The sequence below is a fragment of the Gordonia prachuapensis genome, assembly GCF_036350515.1.
Classification (GTDB): domain Bacteria; phylum Actinomycetota; class Actinomycetes; order Mycobacteriales; family Mycobacteriaceae; genus Gordonia; species Gordonia prachuapensis.
On record NZ_JAZDUE010000003.1, the window covers coordinates 46,943 to 65,515 of the forward strand.

The 18,573-nt window shown below is 67.8% G+C and carries 17 protein-coding genes and 1 tRNA gene; 10 read left to right on the forward strand and 8 right to left on the reverse strand.

Annotated elements, in window-relative coordinates; genetic code table 11:
• Positions 1–78: 78 nt before the first annotated feature.
• Complete coding sequence (locus V1Y59_RS04325; protein ID WP_330503620.1) at positions 79–483, forward strand: hypothetical protein; 405 nt, start codon at positions 79–81, stop codon at positions 481–483.
• Entirely contained in the window at positions 480–1,334 is an 855-nt protein-coding gene (locus V1Y59_RS04330; RefSeq protein WP_330503621.1) for an alpha/beta hydrolase, read from the forward strand. The genes V1Y59_RS04325 and V1Y59_RS04330 overlap by 4 nt, the downstream gene beginning before the upstream one ends.
• Before the next feature lie 6 nt (positions 1,335–1,340).
• Here the strand turns inward: V1Y59_RS04330 and V1Y59_RS04335 are convergent, their stop codons facing one another.
• A complete protein-coding gene (locus V1Y59_RS04335; protein WP_431309098.1) occupies positions 1,341–2,846 on the reverse strand; it encodes an alpha/beta hydrolase in 1,506 nt (501 codons plus the stop codon).
• A gap of 211 nt (positions 2,847–3,057) precedes the next feature.
• On the opposite strand from V1Y59_RS04335, the gene V1Y59_RS04340 reads away from it, so the two are divergent.
• A complete protein-coding gene (locus V1Y59_RS04340; RefSeq protein WP_330503622.1) occupies positions 3,058–4,488 on the forward strand; it encodes a carotenoid oxygenase family protein in 1,431 nt (476 codons plus the stop codon).
• Between the two features lie 114 nt (positions 4,489–4,602).
• Here V1Y59_RS04340 and V1Y59_RS04345 read toward each other — a convergent pair whose 3' ends face one another.
• Positions 4,603–6,027 carry an aldehyde dehydrogenase family protein gene (locus V1Y59_RS04345; protein WP_330503623.1) on the reverse strand — a complete coding sequence of 475 codons (1,425 nt, stop codon included), beginning with the start codon at positions 6,025–6,027 and terminating at the stop codon, positions 4,603–4,605.
• Between the two features lie 158 nt (positions 6,028–6,185).
• On the opposite strand from V1Y59_RS04345, the gene V1Y59_RS04350 reads away from it, so the two are divergent.
• Together V1Y59_RS04350 and V1Y59_RS04355 are read left to right on the forward strand one after the other, a co-directional pair.
• Entirely contained in the window at positions 6,186–6,506 is a 321-nt protein-coding gene (locus V1Y59_RS04350) for a putative quinol monooxygenase (protein WP_330503624.1), read from the forward strand.
• 101 nt (positions 6,507–6,607) lie between these two features.
• Entirely contained in the window at positions 6,608–7,744 is a 1,137-nt protein-coding gene (locus V1Y59_RS04355; protein WP_330503625.1) for a TDT family transporter, read from the forward strand.
• A 16-nt stretch (positions 7,745–7,760) separates the two neighbouring features.
• Here the strand turns inward: V1Y59_RS04355 and V1Y59_RS04360 are convergent, their stop codons facing one another.
• Entirely contained in the window at positions 7,761–8,918 is a 1,158-nt protein-coding gene (locus tag V1Y59_RS04360) for an MFS transporter (protein WP_330503626.1), read from the reverse strand.
• A 64-nt stretch (positions 8,919–8,982) separates the two neighbouring features.
• Here V1Y59_RS04360 and V1Y59_RS04365 point away from each other — a divergent pair, with 64 nt between their 5' ends.
• Positions 8,983–9,891, forward strand: coding sequence for an alpha/beta hydrolase (locus tag V1Y59_RS04365; protein ID WP_330503627.1), 909 nt, complete (start codon positions 8,983–8,985; stop codon positions 9,889–9,891).
• A gap of 79 nt (positions 9,892–9,970) precedes the next feature.
• On the opposite strand, the gene V1Y59_RS04370 is transcribed toward V1Y59_RS04365, so the two are convergent.
• A complete protein-coding gene (locus V1Y59_RS04370; protein ID WP_330503628.1) occupies positions 9,971–10,477 on the reverse strand; it encodes a helix-turn-helix domain-containing protein in 507 nt (168 codons plus the stop codon).
• Positions 10,478–10,544: 67 nt separating this feature from the next.
• Here V1Y59_RS04370 and V1Y59_RS04375 point away from each other — a divergent pair, with 67 nt between their 5' ends.
• The gene (locus V1Y59_RS04375; RefSeq protein ID WP_330503629.1) at positions 10,545–10,886 is read left to right on the forward strand and encodes a VOC family protein; all 342 of its coding nucleotides are present in this window, start codon (positions 10,545–10,547) and stop codon (positions 10,884–10,886) included.
• Between the two features lie 14 nt (positions 10,887–10,900).
• Here V1Y59_RS04375 and V1Y59_RS04380 read toward each other — a convergent pair whose 3' ends face one another.
• Together V1Y59_RS04380 and V1Y59_RS04385 are read right to left on the reverse strand one after the other, a co-directional pair.
• Positions 10,901–11,410 (reverse strand): FBP domain-containing protein, encoded by a 510-nt coding sequence (locus tag V1Y59_RS04380; protein WP_330503630.1) that lies wholly within the window; start codon positions 11,408–11,410, stop codon positions 10,901–10,903.
• Between the two features lie 249 nt (positions 11,411–11,659).
• Positions 11,660–11,736, reverse strand: a tRNA-Leu gene (locus tag V1Y59_RS04385).
• Between the two features lie 211 nt (positions 11,737–11,947).
• Between V1Y59_RS04385 and V1Y59_RS04390 the strand changes: the two genes are divergently transcribed.
• The 3 genes from V1Y59_RS04390 to V1Y59_RS04400 all read left to right on the forward strand — a co-directional run bounded on the left by V1Y59_RS04390 (position 11,948) and on the right by V1Y59_RS04400 (position 15,877).
• Positions 11,948–14,257 carry an MMPL family transporter gene (locus tag V1Y59_RS04390; protein ID WP_330503631.1) on the forward strand — a complete coding sequence of 770 codons (2,310 nt, stop codon included), beginning with the start codon at positions 11,948–11,950 and terminating at the stop codon, positions 14,255–14,257.
• The gene (locus V1Y59_RS04395) at positions 14,211–14,897 is read left to right on the forward strand and encodes a TetR/AcrR family transcriptional regulator (protein ID WP_330503633.1); all 687 of its coding nucleotides are present in this window, start codon (positions 14,211–14,213) and stop codon (positions 14,895–14,897) included. Before V1Y59_RS04390 ends, V1Y59_RS04395 begins: the two co-directional genes overlap by 47 nt.
• A gap of 122 nt (positions 14,898–15,019) precedes the next feature.
• On the forward strand, positions 15,020–15,877 hold the full coding sequence (locus V1Y59_RS04400) for a Bax inhibitor-1/YccA family protein (RefSeq protein ID WP_330503634.1): 858 nt from the start codon (positions 15,020–15,022) through the stop codon (positions 15,875–15,877).
• A 300-nt stretch (positions 15,878–16,177) separates the two neighbouring features.
• On the opposite strand, the gene V1Y59_RS04405 is transcribed toward V1Y59_RS04400, so the two are convergent.
• Together V1Y59_RS04405 and V1Y59_RS04410 are read right to left on the reverse strand one after the other, a co-directional pair.
• Positions 16,178–17,401 (reverse strand): acetyl-CoA C-acetyltransferase, encoded by a 1,224-nt coding sequence (locus V1Y59_RS04405; RefSeq protein WP_330430627.1) that lies wholly within the window; start codon positions 17,399–17,401, stop codon positions 16,178–16,180.
• 16 nt (positions 17,402–17,417) lie between these two features.
• Entirely contained in the window at positions 17,418–18,473 is a 1,056-nt protein-coding gene (locus V1Y59_RS04410; protein WP_431309099.1) for an SGNH/GDSL hydrolase family protein, read from the reverse strand.
• Positions 18,474–18,573 lie beyond the last annotated feature (100 nt).

Sequence of the window (18,573 nt, forward strand, 5' to 3'; positions counted from 1 at the left end):
TTGTCCGGCGTGGAGCCGGAATTGGTCGATGGTGCCGATTCGGTCGACCTGCGCCGCTCCCGCGGCGATAATCCACTCATGGCGGACAAAGGAATTCCGAACCGGGGCCCCGGCGAGGCCCGGCCCGGTGAACGACAACGCTTCAAGAAGCTCGCCCAGGCGGCGCTCAACGCCGACATGACCGTCGATCAGGTGGAGTCGATCCTCGTCGACCTCGGCGACGTGCTGGTTGACATGAACAAGACGATGACCGGACTCGACGGGGCAGTCGACACCCTCGACGGGACCTTGTCACGGCTGTCGGGAACGCTCGACAAGGTCGATTCGATGGTCGGTGCCATGGGCGACGTCGTCGACCGGCTGGAAGGCGTGGTCAGTCGGGTGGAGGCTCTCGTGTCCCTCGGCGAGGCCGCGCTGCGCCCGCTCGGCGCCATCGAGTCCGCGGGCCGAAGCGTCGCCTCTCGACTGAAGATCCTCGGGTGACCGGCGAGACATCGGACCCGGTCGCCGAGGAACGCTCGTTCCGCGGGCGGCACGGTGAGACCATCCGCTACGACGTGTTCCGCCCGGCCGGCGACGCCCGCGCATCGGTGGTGATCGCGCACGGCGCAGGCGAGCACGGCCGCCGCTACGGCCATGTGGTCGAGCGGCTGGTGCTATCCGGTTTCCGGGTTGCCGTGCCCGACCACCTGGGCCACGGCCGTTCGGGCGGCAAACGTCTTCGCGTGCACAGTGTCTCGGACTACACCCGCGATCTGGACCGCGTCGTGGACGAGATGGCCGACGCCGACCTGCCGACATTTCTGATCGGACACAGCATGGGTGGTTGCATTGCGCTGGACTACGCGCTGAACCACCAGGACCGTCTCGACGGACTGGTCCTGTCGGCTGCCGCGGTGGTGCCCGGCGACGACCTGCCGGCCGTCGCGATCAAGCTGGCCCCGTTGTTGGCGCGCGTCGCGCCCGGGTTGCCGACCGCAGCGCTCGACTCGAACCTCATCTCCCGCGACCCGCAGGTGGTCGCCGACTACGCCGCCGATCCGCTGGTCGTGCGAGCCAAACTTCCCGCCGACATGGCCGGCGCGATGCTGACCACGATGCGGTCGTTTCCGCACCGCCTACCGGCACTGCGCCTTCCGGTGCTGGTGATGCACGGCGGCGACGATGCGTTGACGAGTCCGGCCGGAAGCGAGTTGGTCGACCGCCTCGCGGGCTCGTCCGACAAGACCCTGACGATCTACCCCGGCCTGTATCACGAGATCTTCAACGAGCCCGAGCGTGAGCGCGTCCTCGACGACGTCATCGACTGGCTGGAGGGCCACCTGCCCCCGTGACTCAACTCAACCGGCGGGGGTGGTCGTCGTCGTGGTGGACGGTACGGCCACCGGAACCTCGGGTACCGACGGCACGGCCGGCTCCGACGTCGTCGGTGCGGCAGGGGAGGTGTCGATGCCGGTGTCGGGGGCGTCGGACTCACCGGTCGGGGCGGCGGAGGTCTGGTCCGCCGAGGTCTGCGGCGCCGATAATTCCGGTGCCGACGATTCGTGTGCCGACTCGGAAGAGGCGGCCGACTCGGACGCTGCCGACGACGAACCCGACGGCGTTCCGGCCAGATCGACGACGTCGAGCACCGGGGTCGACTTCGCCGCGGCGAGCGCGGCCTGCGTCGCCTTGGTGGTGCCGTCGGGATCCGGGCTGCCGGCGGCGTCGACCACCTGCACCTTCGCGGTCACCGGCGGGTTGTTGCGCAGCGCCGCCAGCACGTGGTCCTTGCCGTCCTCGAGTCCGCGGTCCCAGTTCTCCCAGGTGTGCCCGCCATAGTTGGGCAGGGAGATCACCGACGCCCCGGACTGTGCGGCCTGCAGCTGCATGAGGACCGTCGACACGGCGGAGAGCATCTCGAGCGCCATCGAGATGATCTGATCCTCCTGGGACAGCATCGCCATCTCGTTCGTGGTGAGGAATCCGTTGCCCGACGAGATGATCAGAACCTGTCCGTTCTCGGCGAGCTTGCCGACGTTCTTGGACGGGTCGTTGTCGGTCCACCGCTGACTGCCCGGTTGGCCCCACATGTTGACGATGCCGTTGGTGTAGTTGGACACGATCGTCTGGCTGGCGAAGACGCCGAGTGCGCCGATCGGGTTGTCGATCTGGTAGTAACCCGACATCGCCTGCACGACCTTGAACTGGTCGGGATGCCGCTCGGCCAGCGTCACGGCCGGCCCGCCGGACATCGACAGCCCGATGATCGCGTTGTTGTTCTTGCTGACCCCGAAGTTCTCGGCGAGATAGTCGGGCAACTCCTCGGTCAGGAAGGTCTCCTGCTTGATGACGGTGTTCTGGCCACCCGCGCCGCCGTCCCAGTCGGTGTAGAACGACGACGCGCCACCGACCGGCATCACCAGGGTGGTGTCGGTGCTGCCGTCATAGACCTTGGCGGCCTGCACGTCCTTGGTCCACGCGGAACGATCCTCCTGAGCCCGCATGCCGTCGAGCAGATAGACACCCTGATCGCTGCCGTTGGAGGCACGGATCTGCACCGTCACGAACTTGCCCTGGGACTCCGACCACACCTTGCAGTTCTGGACGTAGTTGCCCGATGAATCCCAGGTGCAGCCCTCGCGCAGTACATCCGGATGCCCGGCCATCGCCGACGCCTGGTTGCCGCCGGACACGACCGACGCGAGTCCGAACAGCGCCAGGCTCAGCACGGTGACCAGGGCGATGCCGGTCAACCGGCGGCGAGTGCCACGCCGTGCCTTCGCGGCGGGCTCGTCGGTGTCGGGCACGACCTGCCATCCGTCGGCGATCATGGACGAATCCGGCTGTTCCGGGTGGGTGGGCATGAGACTCCTGACATGGCGCGATACTTCCCCCGACGCGCGCACCCGCCGATGGGCGGGCCGCGGTGCTGCACGGACTGTCGTGGCCGGTACGCCGCGCGTTACAGAGTTCTGCAGATGGCGGGCGGGGCCGATCTCGGCGGAGGACACTGAGAGGCGATGGTTCGATCCGCAACCGCCACGCGGCCCGGCGGTGTCTCGAAGGGTGTCCGTGATGACGACCGATCAGACTTCACCCGCTCGTCCTGCTCCCGTCGACATGACCCATCACGCGCACCTGTCGGGCGTCTTCGCACCACAGCGCCAAGAGGTCGATTTCGATCACCTCGAGGTCGTCGGCGATCTGCCCGACGACCTGCACGGTAGCTACCTGCGCAACGGACCCAACCCACGGTTCGACCCGATCGGGTTCTACGTGTACCCGATCGACGGTGACGCGATGGTGCACCGGCTCGACATCGGCGGTGGCGCGGCGCACTACCGCAACCGCTTCGTGCGCACGCCGATGGTGGTGGCCGAAGAGGAAGCCGGCCATGCCATCTGGTCGGGGATCACCGACGGCTACACGCCGCCCGCCGACGAGGTCGGACCCGACCTGGCCGGCACATTCCGGCAACTACCGGACATCAACATCGTGAAGCATGCCGGTCGGCTGCTGGCCATGGCGGAGTCCGACCAGCCCTACCGGTTGAACCCCGCCGATCTGGCCACGATCGGCCGCGACGACTGCGACGGCGCCATGGCCGTCGGCAGCACGGCCCACCCCAAACTCGATCCGGACACCGGGGAACTCGTCCTCTTCAACTACGTGCTCGAGGCGCCCTACCTGACGTGGGCGGTGCTCGGCCCCGACGGACACACGCGCCGCGCGCCGACCCCCGTGACCGGCGTCGACCGCCCCCTGATGATCCACGACATGGCCCTGACATCGCGGTACATCGTGCTGTTCCTGTGCCCGCTGGAGTTCGACATCGAGGCCATGCTGACCGGCGGTGGCCTACTGCAGTGGCACCCCGAGATCGGCACCCGCATCGCACTGATCCCGCGGGACGGCTCCGCGATCAGATGGGTCGACTCCGAGCCGATGTGGGTGTGGCACTTCGCCAACGCATTCGACACCCCGAAGAGCGACACCCCGAACGCCGACACCGTCACAGTGGACTACGTCGAGTGGACCTATCCCGGCGGTTTCGCCGACATCCCGACGCCTCCGACATCGACGCTCGTGCGCGCGGTCATCGACCCCGAGCGGGGGAGCATCGCCCGCACCGTGCTCGGGGAGAGTGTCGACGTGGAGTTCCCGCGCGTCGATGATCGTGCGCTCACCCGGTCGCACGGTCAGATCGCAGTCGTCGGCAAGAGCGAGGGCGACACCGGCGACCAGGACAGTTTGTGGTTCCACGACCTGGACACCGGGCGCGAAACCTGTTGGCGCCCTGGTGTCGCCATCGGCGAACCCATATACATGCCGGGCTCGGTCAACGACTACTGGGGTGCGTTCGGGACCGATCCTACCGACATGACGTCCTACTTCTACGTGCTCTCGGCGACGGACCCAGCTGCCGGTCCGGTGGCCACGGTGACCATGCCGATCCGGGTGCCTGCCGGGCTGCACGGGGCGTGGCTGCCCGGCGACCCACGGTGATTCATCGCCCTGTTTGGTAGCCCGCAGACGACAACCGCCCTCCGGCGTGGGCCGGAGGGCGGTGTCGGGCGGATCATCTCGGGTCGTGAGAGGGAGGAACCCGAGGGTGATTCGTCAGGCGTCGTAGCCGAGCAGTGACTTCACCTCGAGGAACTCGTCGAAGGCGTAGTCGCCCCACTCGCGGCCGTTGCCGCTCTGCTTGTAGCCACCGAACGGCGCGACCGGGTCGAGCTGGGCGCCGTTGAGCGAGATCGAACCGGCGCGGATGCGCGAACCGACCTTGCGCACTTCATCGACATCCTTGCCGGACACGTAGCCGGCGAGGCCGTACTCGGTGTCGTTGGCGATCTCGATGGCATTGTCGAGCGAGTCGTACCCGATCATCACGAGAACCGGTCCGAAGATCTCGGTGCGCGCGATCTCCATGTCGTTGGTGACGTCGGAGAACACAGTCGGCCGGACGTAGTAGCCGGTCGGCAGCTCGTCCGGGCGACCGGGGCCGCCGAACACGACCTTCGCGCCCTCGCTGACACCGCGCTCGATCAGGCCCTGGATCTTGTCGAACTGAGCCTCCGACACCACGGGGCCCAGCCGCACGTCGCCGGCCGGATCGCCCACCGTCAGCGTCGATTCCACGGACTTGGCGGCTTCCTCGGCCTCGGCCAGACGGGCCTTCGGGACGATCATGCGGGTGGGCGCGTTGCAGGACTGGCCCGAGTTCATCATCATCGCGGCGACACCGCCGGCGACATTGGCTGCGAAATCCTCGTCGTCGAGAATGACGTTCGGGCTCTTGCCACCCAGTTCCTGGGCCACGCGCTTGACCGTCGGCGCAGCATTCTTGGCCACCTCGATGCCGGCGCGGGTGCTGCCGGTGAACGACACCATGTCGATGCCGGGATGAGCCGCGAGGGCGGTGCCGACACCCGGTCCGTCGCCGTTGACCAAGTTGAAGACGCCGGCCGGAACACCTGCGGTGTCGAAGATCTCGGCGACGATCGCGGCGCTGAAGGGAGCCACCTCGGACGGCTTGAGCACCATGGTGCAGCCGGTCGCGAGCGCCGGTGCCACCTTGCACATGACCTGGTTGAGCGGCCAGTTCCACGGGGTGATGAAACCGCAGACGCCGATGGGCTCCTTGACGATCCGCGAGGTGCCGCGGTCTTCGGAGAACGTGAAGGCGGGCAGTTGGGCCGCCGCGGTCATCAGGTGCGCAAGGCCGATCGGCACCTGCACGTTGTTGGCGAGTCCGCTCGGGGCGCCCATCTCCTCGGTCACCGCGGCGGCCAGGTCCGGCATCCGGTTCTGGTACTCGGCCACCACCGCGTTCAGGACGTCGACCCGCTCGTCGACCGATGTCTGGCTCCAGGTCGTGAAGGCCTTGCGCGCGGCCTCCACGGCCTTGTCGACGTCGGCGGCCGATCCGATGGCCACCTGGCCCGCGGCCTTCTCGGTGGCCGGGTTGATGACGTCGATGAGGTTGAGTTCGGCGGGCTCCGTCCACGAGCCGTCGATGTAGAACTTGGTGATCTCGCGCATGCTTGTCCTTCGTCTCGACACGTGTTGTCGACACCACACTATGCCTGTCGGCAGAGTGCATGTCTCCTCTTTGAGGAAACCTTTGTTGTCACATATAGGACTTTTTCGGACAGTTCGGCCTGCGGTCGACCGGAAGGCCCATCGCTAGGGTTGGGGGCATGATCCTCATCGTCGCAAAGTGGCCCGTCAAGCCCGAATTCGCCGACCAATGGCCTGAGCTCGTCCGGGAGTTCACCGACGCCACCCGCGCCGAGCCGGGCAACAAGTTCTTCGAGTGGTCGCGCAGTCTCGACGACCCGCACACCTACGTCCTGGTCGAGGCGTTCGACGACGACGCGGCCGAGGCGCACGTCACGAGCTCGCACTTCCAGGTGGCGACCACCGAGCTGCCGAAGTATCTCGAGCGGACGCCGGACATCGTCAATGTGACCGTCGATCAGGACGACTGGTCGAAGCTCGGCGAGATGTCCGTCGACTGAGCGAGCACAACCCGATTGCGTGGGTGCTCACAAGTGTCGCTTGTGGGTGCACAAGGTCGGGCCATCTGCCGTGACCGGCCCGGGTGTCCCAGGGTGGGTACATGTCCATCACGCTCGACGTCCGCCGCGCGGCCAACCGTCGTCTACTCACTGATCTCGACCATCCGCGGCAGGTCTTCGAGCACCTGACCCCGAACTGGTTCGCGGCGGTGATGGGTACGGGCATCGTCGCCAACGCGGCGGTCGCGCTGCCGATGCGGTCGGCCGCGCTGGACGCTTTCGCCACGGCGATCTGGGCGGCGGCCGCGATCCTGCTGGCGACCATCGCGACCGCATTCGTCGTGCACTGGGTGCGTCATCGCGAGAACGCCCGGGGTTATGCCGCCGATCCGGTGATGTCCCATTTCTACGGCGCACCGCCGATGGCACTGCTCACCGTCGGCGCCGGGACGTTGTCGCTGGGCGGACCGATTCTCGGGGATTCGGTGGCGCTGTGGACGAGCGTGGTCTTGTGGTCGTCGGGCACCGCCCTCGGCGTGCTGACCGCGGTGTGGGTGCCGTTCACCATGATGACCGCGCCGCGACGCAGTGAGAACGTGGCGCTGCCGGCCTGGCTGATGCCGGTGGTTCCGCCGATGGTGTCCGCGGCGACGGGCGCGGCGCTCATCGCGCACGTGCCGACCGGTCAACCGCGGCTGGCGATGCTGACCGGATGCTATGCGTTGTTCGGTGTCAGCCTCGTTCTCGGACTGATGACGATGACGATGATCTATGCGCGGCTCACCCACGGCGGCGTGCCCGAGTCCCGATCGGCGCCCACCATCTGGATCACGCTCGGAATGATCGGTCAGTCGGTCACGGCCGCGAATCTGCTGGCCGCCGAGGCCGACCACGTCTTCACCGGGGCGCAGGCGCCGATCGCCACGGGGCTCGCCGTGTTCGGCATCGTGGTCGGTCTCGCGATGGGCGGTTTCGGCGTGGCGATGTTCGCACTGGCCACCGCGGTCACCGTGCGAGCGGTCCGTCGTAGTCTGCCGTTCGCGTTGACATGGTGGAGTTTCACGTTCCCGGTCGGCACCTGCGTGACCGGGCTCCTCGCGCTGGGTGCCGCGCTCGACGCCGCGCCGATCCGTGCGCTGGGGGAGATGCTGTTCGTGGTCCTGGTCGCCGCGTGGGCGACGGTCGCGGTTCGCACCGCGCGAGCGGCGGTGCGGGGCAGCGTGTTCCGGCCGGTCTGACGTATCGGGCGGCCGGTCAACCGGGCCGGCGGACGCGCACCGCCCGCGCGGTCGCCGCGACCACTGCGGCCGCCGCCAGTATCGCCAACGGGGCCACGACGCCGACCGACCCACGGATGCTGGTGAGCAGCACGGGCAGCCCGAAGCCCAGGTAGGAGGCGACGTAGAAGATTCCGGTCACGCGGCCCCGGCTCGCTGCGGGCGTCATCGTCTCGACGTCGACGAGGCCGTCTCGCAGGCACAGCCCGTACGCGAGCCCGAGGACGATAGCGGTGAGCGCGAACACGGCCAGACTCGGCTCGGAACCCGCAGCCGCGGCCATCACGAAGCCGATCGCGGCCAGCGCAGCGCCGACGACGCCGGTCATCGGACCGGTGTGCAGTCGACGCACGACGAACTGCACGACCACGCCGGAGCCCAGACACAGCGCCGCGGCAAGACCGGGCACCCATGCCCCGTCGTATCGGTCGCCGATCCGCGCGGCCATCACGACCACCGCGACGGTCACCGACGAGAAGACCCACAACGCCATGGGAATCGACCACGACAGCGCGGCTCGCACCGACCGCGTGGTCGTCTCGTGAGCGTCGGCGGAGTCGTGGACCGGCGAGTGTGCCGGTGGGGTCAGCACGATCGCCGCGACGGCAACCGCCAACGAGGCGACTCCGGTGACCGCGAACGGCACCTCGAGTCGATGCGGGACGAACTCCGCGAGCACCCCGGTGATGACGGGTCCGAGGGCGAACCCGGTGGTGAGCACCGCTCCGGCCAGCGTCGCGCCGGACCGTCCACGCAGGTCCGCCGCCCACGCGGTGCCCGCCCCGATGGTCAGACCCGCGCCGAGCCCGACGACGAGACGGCCGACGAGCACGCCGGCCTGGTCGTGCCACACGATCATCATCAGATTGCCCAGGCCGGCGAGCATCGCGCCCGACAGAACCACCGGCCTGCGGCCGACCCGGTCCGACAGCGTGCCGCCCCCGAACAACCCCGGCAGCAACCCGAGCGCATAGATGCCGAACGCGCCGTCGACGACGGTCGCCGACAGACCTTCGTCGGCCCGCAGCACCGGGATCATCGACGCGAAATGATTGGCGCCCCAACCGGTCGTGAACAAGACCAGCAGGACCGCCGGCAGCGCGTAGCGCTTCGTGCTCTTTTCGTCGATGTCCATCGATCGTGATTGTGCCGGGGTATGAGTAGAACCAACGAATCGCATCGGGAGGTACGAGTCGACGATGAACGCAGTGCAGCAAGAATTCCATCCGGACCTGGCCCGGCCGGCCCGGGTCCTGCCGCGCGGTCTGGTGGGGCCGCGAAGCCTCCGGGTCGTCAGGTTCGTGCAGAACACCATGGCCCGCCTGCAACGCGGCGGCGATGTCGAGGTGCGTTCGCTGCCGTCGGGTGGCGGCGTCCGGATCTTTCGTCCCGACGGTTCGGCCGGAAACGCACCTGTCCTGGTGTGGGTGCACGGCGGGGGCTACGTGATCGGGCGAGCGCAACAGGATGATGCACGGTGCCGGCATTTCAGCCGCGAGCTGGGCGCGGTGGTGGTCTCGGTGGATTACCGCCTCGCGCCCGAGGATCCGTTCCCGGCCGCCCTCGATGACTGCCACGAGGCGCTCTCCCTCGCGCGCGAACTGGACGGGGTGGATTCGTCGCGGATCGTGATCGGCGGGGCGAGCGCGGGGGGTGGCCTCGCCGCGCAGCTGGCTCTGCGGATCAGGGATCTCGGTGAGCCGACACCTCTTCTCCAACTGCTGGTCTACCCGATGCTCGACGACCGCACCGGTGCCGACGGCCCGTCGGCGATGGAAACCAGCCTGCGGATCTGGAACAGCAGATCGAATCGGTTCGGATGGCAGTCGTATCTCGGGGATGCGACGCCCGAAGTGGTGGCACCGGCGCGCCGAGACGATCTCGACGACCTCGCGCCCGCGTGGATCGGCGTCGGCAGCCTCGACCTCTTCCACGACGAGGATCTCGCCTACGCCGAGCGGCTACGCGACGTGGGCGTCGACTGCGATGTCGAGGTGATCCCTGGTGCGTACCACGCTTTCGACCTGCTCCTGACGTCGGCGCCGGTGTCCAAGGAGTTCGTCCGGATGCAGGTGGACGCGGTGCGAAAGGCGTTCGAGGCGAACTGATTGTCGCCCGTCGGAGCCGACGTCTGTCGGTGCGGTGACGGTTCGGCCGGCGCCGTTCGAGAGCCGCGCCGGCGCCCGGTCATCGTGTGGAGTCGAAACCGGAGAGCGCGACCACGAGCGTGTCTCGCGCCCGATCGGTACCTGCTGCCGCCGAGATGAGGGCCGCCCGCCACAGCGCCGCGATGATGGTGGGATCGGCAGTGATGGCCAGGTGCCCGAGCAATTCGTCGACGAACTGCGCCACCGGGTCCTCGCCGGATTTGGGCGGCGGCTGGCCGAGTAGATAGGCGAACCGCTGGGCCACCGCGTAGTCGAATCCCACCAGCAGGACCTCGCTCGCGCTGCGCGATGTGGCGGCGGCACCCGACATCCGATCCAGCAGGCGCTGCTCGACGTCGGCGCGGACGAACTGATAGAGCCCCAGCTTGCTGTCGAAATGATGGTAGAGCGCGCCGGTCGTCACCTCTGCTGCCGACGCGAGTGCGCCCACGGTCACCTCGTCGAACGGCTTGGACCCGAACTGTTCGACAGCCCGCAGGGCGAGCCGTCCCTTCGGCGAGGTCGAGACCGGTATCCACTGGCGCATACCTCCATAATGGCGTTATGCTTTCCATAATCCAATTACGCCACGCACGCTGTCGAAAGGTATGGACATGAAACTCGAGTTCTTCCTGGCGCCGACCAAGGATCTGGAAGCGTCGTTGGCCCTCTACCGTGACGGCCTGGGCTGGCAGGAGGCCTGGCGCGAGGGCGACCTGACCGTGACGCTGGCGATTCCCGGCTCGGAGGCGAGCCTGATGATCGACGCGATGGATCCCGAAGCCGCACCGGGGCCGGTGTTCTCGGTCGAGAGCCTCGCCGACTTCCACTCGACCCTGCCCGCGGGGCTCGCGGTGGTCGACGAACCGGCCGAGATCCCGGGCGGCTTCATGGCGACCTATCGGGATCCGGGCGGCGCGACGCTGTATGTGCTCGACCAGTCGACGGGTGGGTGATCGCGACGGTCGATTCAGACGGAACCGGCGGCGTTGGGGGAACCGGCCACACGCCGAGCGAAACGCTCGACCCGCCTGCCGAGGCCTTCGATGCGCTGTTGGCGCACCCCTTCGGGGTCGGCACCGGCGAAGATCTTCGACGGTTTCGCTCTAACGTTGGAGTTGCACTGGAATTCTGAGCAGATCAACGCACCCAGGGTGTCGCCCTTGCGGCCGGCGGCGCCGCCCCGTTTGGCGCTGTAGAACGCCACCTCGTTCGGCAGCTGGACGTCTTCGCACAGCGAGCACTGGGGACGGGTTCTCGGTTGCGATGACCCGAGTCTGAGTATCACTCCGACGGGCTCGTCGTCGACCGGTGTGACGAGATAGCCGACCAGTGGCAGCTTGGGGTCGCGCCAGCCGAGGAAGAGCAACTTCTCCCAGTCGATCGCGTCGAAGCCGATCGGAAGCGTCAGCGAATTACGTTCCCGACGAGTGGAATTGACGAAACAGGCGCGGATCTGCGCCTCGGTGAGGGCGTGCATGAGTATGTCCTTGACATCGTTCGGAGGAAGGAAGGTACGCCTGAAGCGGCACGGGCCGCCGTTCGACGACTCACGTGCCTTCGGGGCGGGCCCCTCAAGCGAGGCCGGCGAAGCCGCCGGCTACTCCCTCGTGCCCAGCGGGCCTCCGTGCTGACGGTGACATGGATCCGATGATGTCAAAGTCTCGCCGAGGGTGACAGCCAGGTTGTCTTGCGAGCGTGCGTTCTCCGGCATAGGCCGGCAATGTGATGGTGCCCCCAGTCGGACTCGAACCGACACTGGGCGGATTTTAAGTCCGCTGCCTCTGCCAATTGGGCTATAGGGGCCTGGAACCCGCGGGCCCTCGACAGGGCCCGCGAAATAGGCACGGCGACTCACAGCATGTCACGCGCGGGGTTGCGCGGACGCGGCGGCGGTTGTCGCGAAGACCGCGATCCGGTCCCAGCCGAGCTCCATGATCATCCGTTGAGACGATTGACCGCCTTCATTAATGCTGTTAACTTAACGTCGATAACTCACCGATTCGGGGGTGCTTCGATGTTGGCGAAGATGACTCACTTGGTTCTGCAGGCGCCGAGAAAGGTGCTCGCCGGAGCGGTGCTGCTGCTCGTGGTGGCCGGTGTGTTCGGCGCGACCGCCGCCGGCCATCTGCTGGCCGGCGGGTACAGCGACCCGGCTTCGGCCTCGTCACGTGCCGACCTCGTCCTCGACGAGACCTTCGACCGGGGCGGCATGCAGGTCGTGGTGAAACTCGACGGACCCGCGGGGATGGACATGGCCACCGACCCCGTCGCCCGGGAGGTGGGGACCGGGATCGTCGCCGAACTGGCGGCCAACGAACATGTCCAGGAACCGATCCTGTCGGTCTGGGACAACCCGACGATGGCGCCCGCGCTGGTCAGTGAGGACTCGTCGTCGGCGCTTGTGGTGTTCCGGCTCGACGGCGGTGAGGAGAACGCACCCGGCTATGCCGCCGAGATCGATGAGCAGTTCAGCGGGGAACGTGACGGCATCACGGTTCGGGTCGGCGGACAGGCATTGGTGTTCAGCCAGGTCAACGAGCAGACCTCGCGGGATCTCGCGATCGCCGAAGGGATCGCGATCCCGATCAGCTTTTTGTTCCTCATCGTCGTGTTCGGCGGGCTCGTCGCCGCCGCCTTGCCGGTGGTCATCGGCATCGTGGCGATCATCGGGACCTTCGCCCTGTTGCGGCTCATCGCGGCGTTCACCGACGTGTCGATCTTCGCGCTGAACCTCACCACCGCCCTCGGCCTGGCGTTGGCCATCGACTACACACTGTTGCTCGTCACGCGCTACCGGGAGGAACTCGCGCGCGGGGCGGAACGACCCACCGCGATCGCCACCACGATGGTGACCGCGGGACGGACGGTTGCCTTCTCCGCGGTGACGGTCGCGTTGTCGCTCGCGGCGCTCGCCATCTTCCCGATGTACTTCCTGCGTTCGTTCGCGTTCGCCGGGGTCGGTGTGGTGCTGGTCGCCTCGCTCGCGGCGCTGATCCTCACCCCGGCGTTGCTGGCCGTGCTGGGCCCGCGGATCGACGCGCTCGACGTCCGCCGGCCGGTGCGCCGCCTGCTGCGTCGCCCTGCGCCATCACCTCGGCCGATCGAGGAGACCCGCTGGTATCGCCTGGTGCAGTTCGTGCTCCGGCACGCGCTACCGGTCGCGCTCGTGGTGACCGCGGTGCTGCTCGTGCTCGGCGCGCCGTTCCTCGGCATCCGCTTCGGGTTCCCCGACGACCGGGTCCTGCCGGAGTCCGCGTCGTCGCATGCGATCCAACAGGAGATCCGCGCCGACTTCGAGCAGGACATGGCCTCGACCGCGGCGGTCGTCGTGACCGGCGTCGATGATCCGTCGATGCTCGACGACTACGCGAGCCGCCTGTCCGCGGTTGCTGACGTGGACTCGGTGACCACTCCGGCCACCACCTTCGTCGACGGACGGGCGGTTGCGCCGGGTGCCCCCGACGATCTCCGGGGCGACACCGCGATCATCACCGTGTCCTCGGGTGCGGAACCGATGCACGAGGACGGACAGCGGCAATTGGAGTCGATGCGCGCGATCGCGCCACCGGGGGATGTGGAGGTGTTGTTCACCGGTCCCGCCGCCACGAACGCGGACACCGTCGACGCGATCTATGCCCATCTGCCGTGGGTGCTCGGGTCGATCGCGGTCGCGACCTTCGTACTCCTGTTCCTGTTCACCGGCAGCGTCGTGCTCCCGTTGAAGGCGCTGGTACTCAATATTCTCTCGTTGTCGGCGACCTTCGGTGCGATGGTCTGGTTCTTCCAGGACGGCCACCTCGACGGCCTGGGCACCACCGCGACCGGCTATCTCGTCGCGACGATGCCGGTGCTGATGTTCTGCATCGCGTTCGGGCTGTCGATGGACTACGAGGTGTTCTTGCTGGGCCGCATCCGCGAGGAGTGGTTGTCATCGGATGGCACACGCGCTGCCAGCGACCATGCGGTCGCTGTCGGAATCGCGCGCACCGGTCGTGTGATCACCGCCGCAGCGTTGCTGATGAGTATCGTTTTCGCCGGGATCGCCGCGTCCGAGGTCTCGTTCATGCGTATGTTCGGGGTGGGCCTGACACTCGCGGTTCTGATGGACGCGACCGTCATCCGCATGCTGTTGGTGCCGGCGTTCATGCGCCTCGCTGGTCGTGCGAACTGGTGGGCGCCGGGACCCCTGCGCCGACTTCACGACAGGATCGGGCTGTCGGAAGGTGGTCCGGCCCCGGTCCCGGCCGCGCCGGATCGACGATCGACACAGGAGCACAGTGCGCAGCACAGCGAAGAGGACCCGCTCACCCCGCGGATCGGGTGAACTGCTCGCCGAGGAGATCATCGAGGCGGCATCGGAACTCCTCGTCGAGCACGGAGACGATGCCGCGGTGTCAATCCGTGCTGTCGCATCGCGGGTCGGGGTCACGCCGCCATCGATCTACCTGCACTTCGGCGACAAGGACGAGCTCCTGGACGCGGTGTGCGCACGATACTTCGAGCAGCTCGACGGCGAACTCGCCGCTGCGGCCGCCGGTGTCGACGACCCCCTCGAGCGGGCGCTGCAGCAGGGCCTGGCCTATGTCCGGTTCGCCATCGCCACGCCCGCGCTGTACCGCATCGCCTTTCGCCAGCACGCGCCCGGGCCGTCGAAGGTCGACCAGGTCCTCTCCGCGTCGGCGTTCACCAGGATCTCGGCGACCGTGACCGAACTCGCCGGCGAGGGCTTCTATCCGGAATCCGACGTCGGCGAGGTGGTCCTCGAACTCTGGGCCGCCGCGCACGGCGTGGCGTCGCTGATGCTGGCCAAACCAGACCTCGCGTGGGGCGACGATCTCCGATTGGCGGAGACACTGCTCCGTGCCGTCTGCCTCGGCCGTACGGCCCTGGGCATGCTCGGTGTCGACACCGAGCCCGACGAGGTCCGCGCCTGGCTCCGTGATCAACGGCACGCGGGGCGTTGAGTCGGCGGTCGCACGACACCCAGGTCAAGAGAAGGTAAAGTCGGAACCTGACGGCCTCTGTACGCGTTGACATTGCAGATTCGCCTGTCACTGCCGACCAACAAGTACGAAGGAGCACGTAGGTGCGAGAGAGCAGCAATCCGGTTATGCGCGGCGTGGTCCGCGATAACCAGACCGGCCCCGCCGGGTTCGGTGCCGGAGCGGCCGCGGCCGGCCAAGGCGCCATGTGGAATCAGTACGGTCAGCAAACCGACCCCTACACGCGACCGGCGCCCCCGGTCTCCCGCCAGCTCACCATCGACGACGTGGTCACCAAGACCGCGATGACGCTGGGTGTCCTGGCCATCTCCGCGATCGCGGCGTACTTCCTCGTGGACTCCAACGAGGCGCTCGCGACGCCACTCATGCTCGTCGGCGCGTTCGGCGGTCTGGGCCTGGTCCTCGTCGCGACGTTCGGCCGCAAGCAGGACAACCCGGCAATCGTTCTCGCCTACGCCCTCCTGGAAGGCTTGTTCGTCGGCTCGATCTCGTTCGTGTTCGCGAACTGGATGGTGTCCGGCGACACGTCGGCCGGAGCCCTGATCGGGCAAGCGGTCCTCGGCACCTTCGGCGTGTTCTTCGGCATGCTGGTGGTGTACAAAGTCGGCGCCATCCGCGTGACCCCGCGGTTCACCCGCATGCTGTTCGCCGGCATGATCGGCGTGATCGTGCTGATGCTGGGCAACTTGGTGATCGGCTTCTTCAACGGCGGTGAGGGCTTCGGCCTGCGCGACGGTGGTCCGCTCGCGATCATCTTCTCGCTGGTGTGCATCGCGCTCGCCGCGTTCAGCTTCCTGCTCGACTTCGACGCCGCAGACCGGCTCATCCGTGCAGGCGCCCCGGAACGGGCTGCCTGGGGAGTCGCTCTCGGCCTGACCGTCACCCTGGTGTGGCTCTACGTCGAGATCCTGCGCCTGCTGAGCTACTTCAACTCGGAGTAGTCACCACGTCTCGAAAGGGCGCCCACTCACGTCGAGTGGGCGCCCTTTCGCGTCGAGTGGGCGCCACTTGCCGTCGAGTGGGCGCCCTTTCTCGTTCACTGGGCAGTCTGGCCGTTGAGTCGATGCTTCTTTGCCTCGCCCGGTCGAGGGCGGTCAATCCAATCAACCGAAAGTGGTGCCCACTCGACGAAAACTGGCGCCCAGTCGACGGAAAGTAGCGCCCAGTCGACGGAAAGTGGCACCCAGTGGACGAAAAAGGGCGCCCACTCGATGCGAGTGGGCGCCCTTGTCGACGAACGGTCAGCTGAGGCGCTCGAGCACCATCGCCATGCCCTGGCCTCCGCCCACACACATCGACTCGATGCCGAAGGTCTTGTCGTGGGTCTGCAGATTGTTGAGCAGTGTGGTGGTGATGCGTGCGCCGGTCATCCCGAATGGGTGGCCGAGTGCGATGGCACCCCCGGAGACGTTCAGCTTGTCGTGGTCGATGCCGAGCTCGTTGGCCGATCCGAGCACCTGCACGGCGAAGGCCTCGTTGATCTCGACGAGGTCGATGTCCGAGATCGACTTCCCCGAGATGCGCAGCACCTTGCGGATGGCCTCGATCGGTCCGAGGCCCATGATCTCGGGGGAGAGCCCGGTCGCCGCGGTGGCGACAACGCGCGCCAGCGGAGTCAGACCCAGTTCTTTGGCCTTGGTGTCGCTCATGATCACCAGGGCTGCGGCGCCGTCGTTCAGCGGGCACGCGTTGCCCGCGGTGATCGTGCCGTCCGGCCGGAACACCGGTTTGAGCTGGGACACCTTCTCGTAGGTGGTGCCTGCGCGCGGCCCGTCGTCGGTCGTGACGGAGGTGCCGTCGGGGAGGGTGACGGGGTCGATCTCGCGTTCGAAGAAGCCGGCCTTGATCGCTTCCTCGGCCCGGTTCTGACTCAGCACACCCCAGCGGTCCTGGTCCTCACGGGAGATCCCGGTGAAGCTGGCGACGTTCTCCGCGGTCTGGCCCATGGCGATGTACACGTCGGGGATCAGGCCGTCCTGGCGAGGATCGTGCCAGGTACCGGCACCGCCTTCGGCTGACTTCTCGGTGCGGGCCATCGCCTCGTCGAACACCGGGTTCTTCGAATCGGGTGCGCCGTCGGCGCCGCCGGAGATCCCGAAACTCGAGACACTCTCGACGCCGCCGGAGATGATCACGTCGGCCTCGCCGGCCTTGATGGCGTGCAGGGCCATGCGGGTGGTCTGCAACGACGACGAGCAATACCGATTCACCGACACTCCGGGCACGTGGTCGAGGCCGAGTTCCACGGCGATCACCCGGGCGATGTTGTAGCCGCCCTGCCCGCCGGGCTGGCCGATGCCCCAGTGGATGTCCTCGATGTCGGCGACGTCGAGCTCGGGCACCTTCGCGAGGGCCGCGGCGACCATCTGGCGCGAGAGTTCGTCGGGGCGGACATCTTTGAGGGACCCCTTACCGGCGCGGCCGATCGGGGAGCGGGCATGGGCGACGATCACTGCTTCAGGCATGTCGCCAGATTACCCCCTAGCAGTTGCTTGGTTCGGGGTCGCTCCCACTGAGCTGCGCGCCTACCCGCGCGGCGGCGTCGTGTTGGTCGAAGCCGCGATCGGAGCGCTCGCCGGACCCCTGGTCAGGCAGCCCCGACGGCGCCCCGGCCTCGTCCGGACTCTGTCCGAGTAGCCGGCGAAGGCGCGTGATCAGCCGCCGCCGTTCCACCGCCTCGGACACCTCGGGAGCTTGCGGGAGCGGCGTAGGGCCCCACTCGTCGATGGCTGCGAGCACCTCGGGCATCAGGATGTCGGACGCCAGGGCATACCCGGCCGCGGAGGGATGATATTGGTCCGGAGAGAACATGTGCTCGGGTTTGGCGAGGAACTCTTTTGCCAGCAGGTCGGCCATCGGAACGGGCCGACCACCCGCATTCCGGACGGCGCCACGCTGTGCGGCGGCCAGCCGGAGTCCAAAGCGCCGCAGGACCGTACGCAGCGGCTGCGGAATCGCCGTGATCACCCCGAAGTCCGGGCAGGTGCCGACGACCACCGCGGCGTCCTGGGCGACGAGTAGCGACACCGCCTCCCCGAGCCGTCGGGCCGACGTCCGGATCCGGTTGCGGGCGGTGATGTCGTTCGCGCCGATGAGGATGACCGCCAGGTCGGGGCGCTCACCGGTGATGAACATCGCGTCGATCTGGGCGGCGAGTCCCCGCGACGTCGCGCCGACGATGGCCTTGTTGGCGTACCGGACGGTCTTCCCGGTCTCGGCGGCCACGCGCCGCGCGACCTGGACTCCCGGCGTCTCGTCCGCGGTGTCGGCGCCGAGACCCGCCGCGGTGGAATCACCGAACACGACGAAGAACAGGTCGACCGGCGTCGTGCGGGTGTAGCGATGCGGGCCGGTGCCGTCGGGTAGGTAGATACCGTCGCCGTTGGGGGCGTCGTCGGTGCGGTGGGGGATCACGGTGCGAGCGGTGACCGCCTGATTGTTCAGGTAGTTGTACGCCGCCCACGACGCCCCGGCGCTGGCCGCCGTTGCCGCCACGGTCGCCCCGACGTCACGCAGAACGCGGTTGTTGTCCATCATGCCCTGACCGATGATCGGATCGGCGAGACCACCGATCCGTCTGTTCGCACCTCCACAACACGGCTGCCAGCTTAGTCCGAGTTCGAGCCGTGCCCGCCTC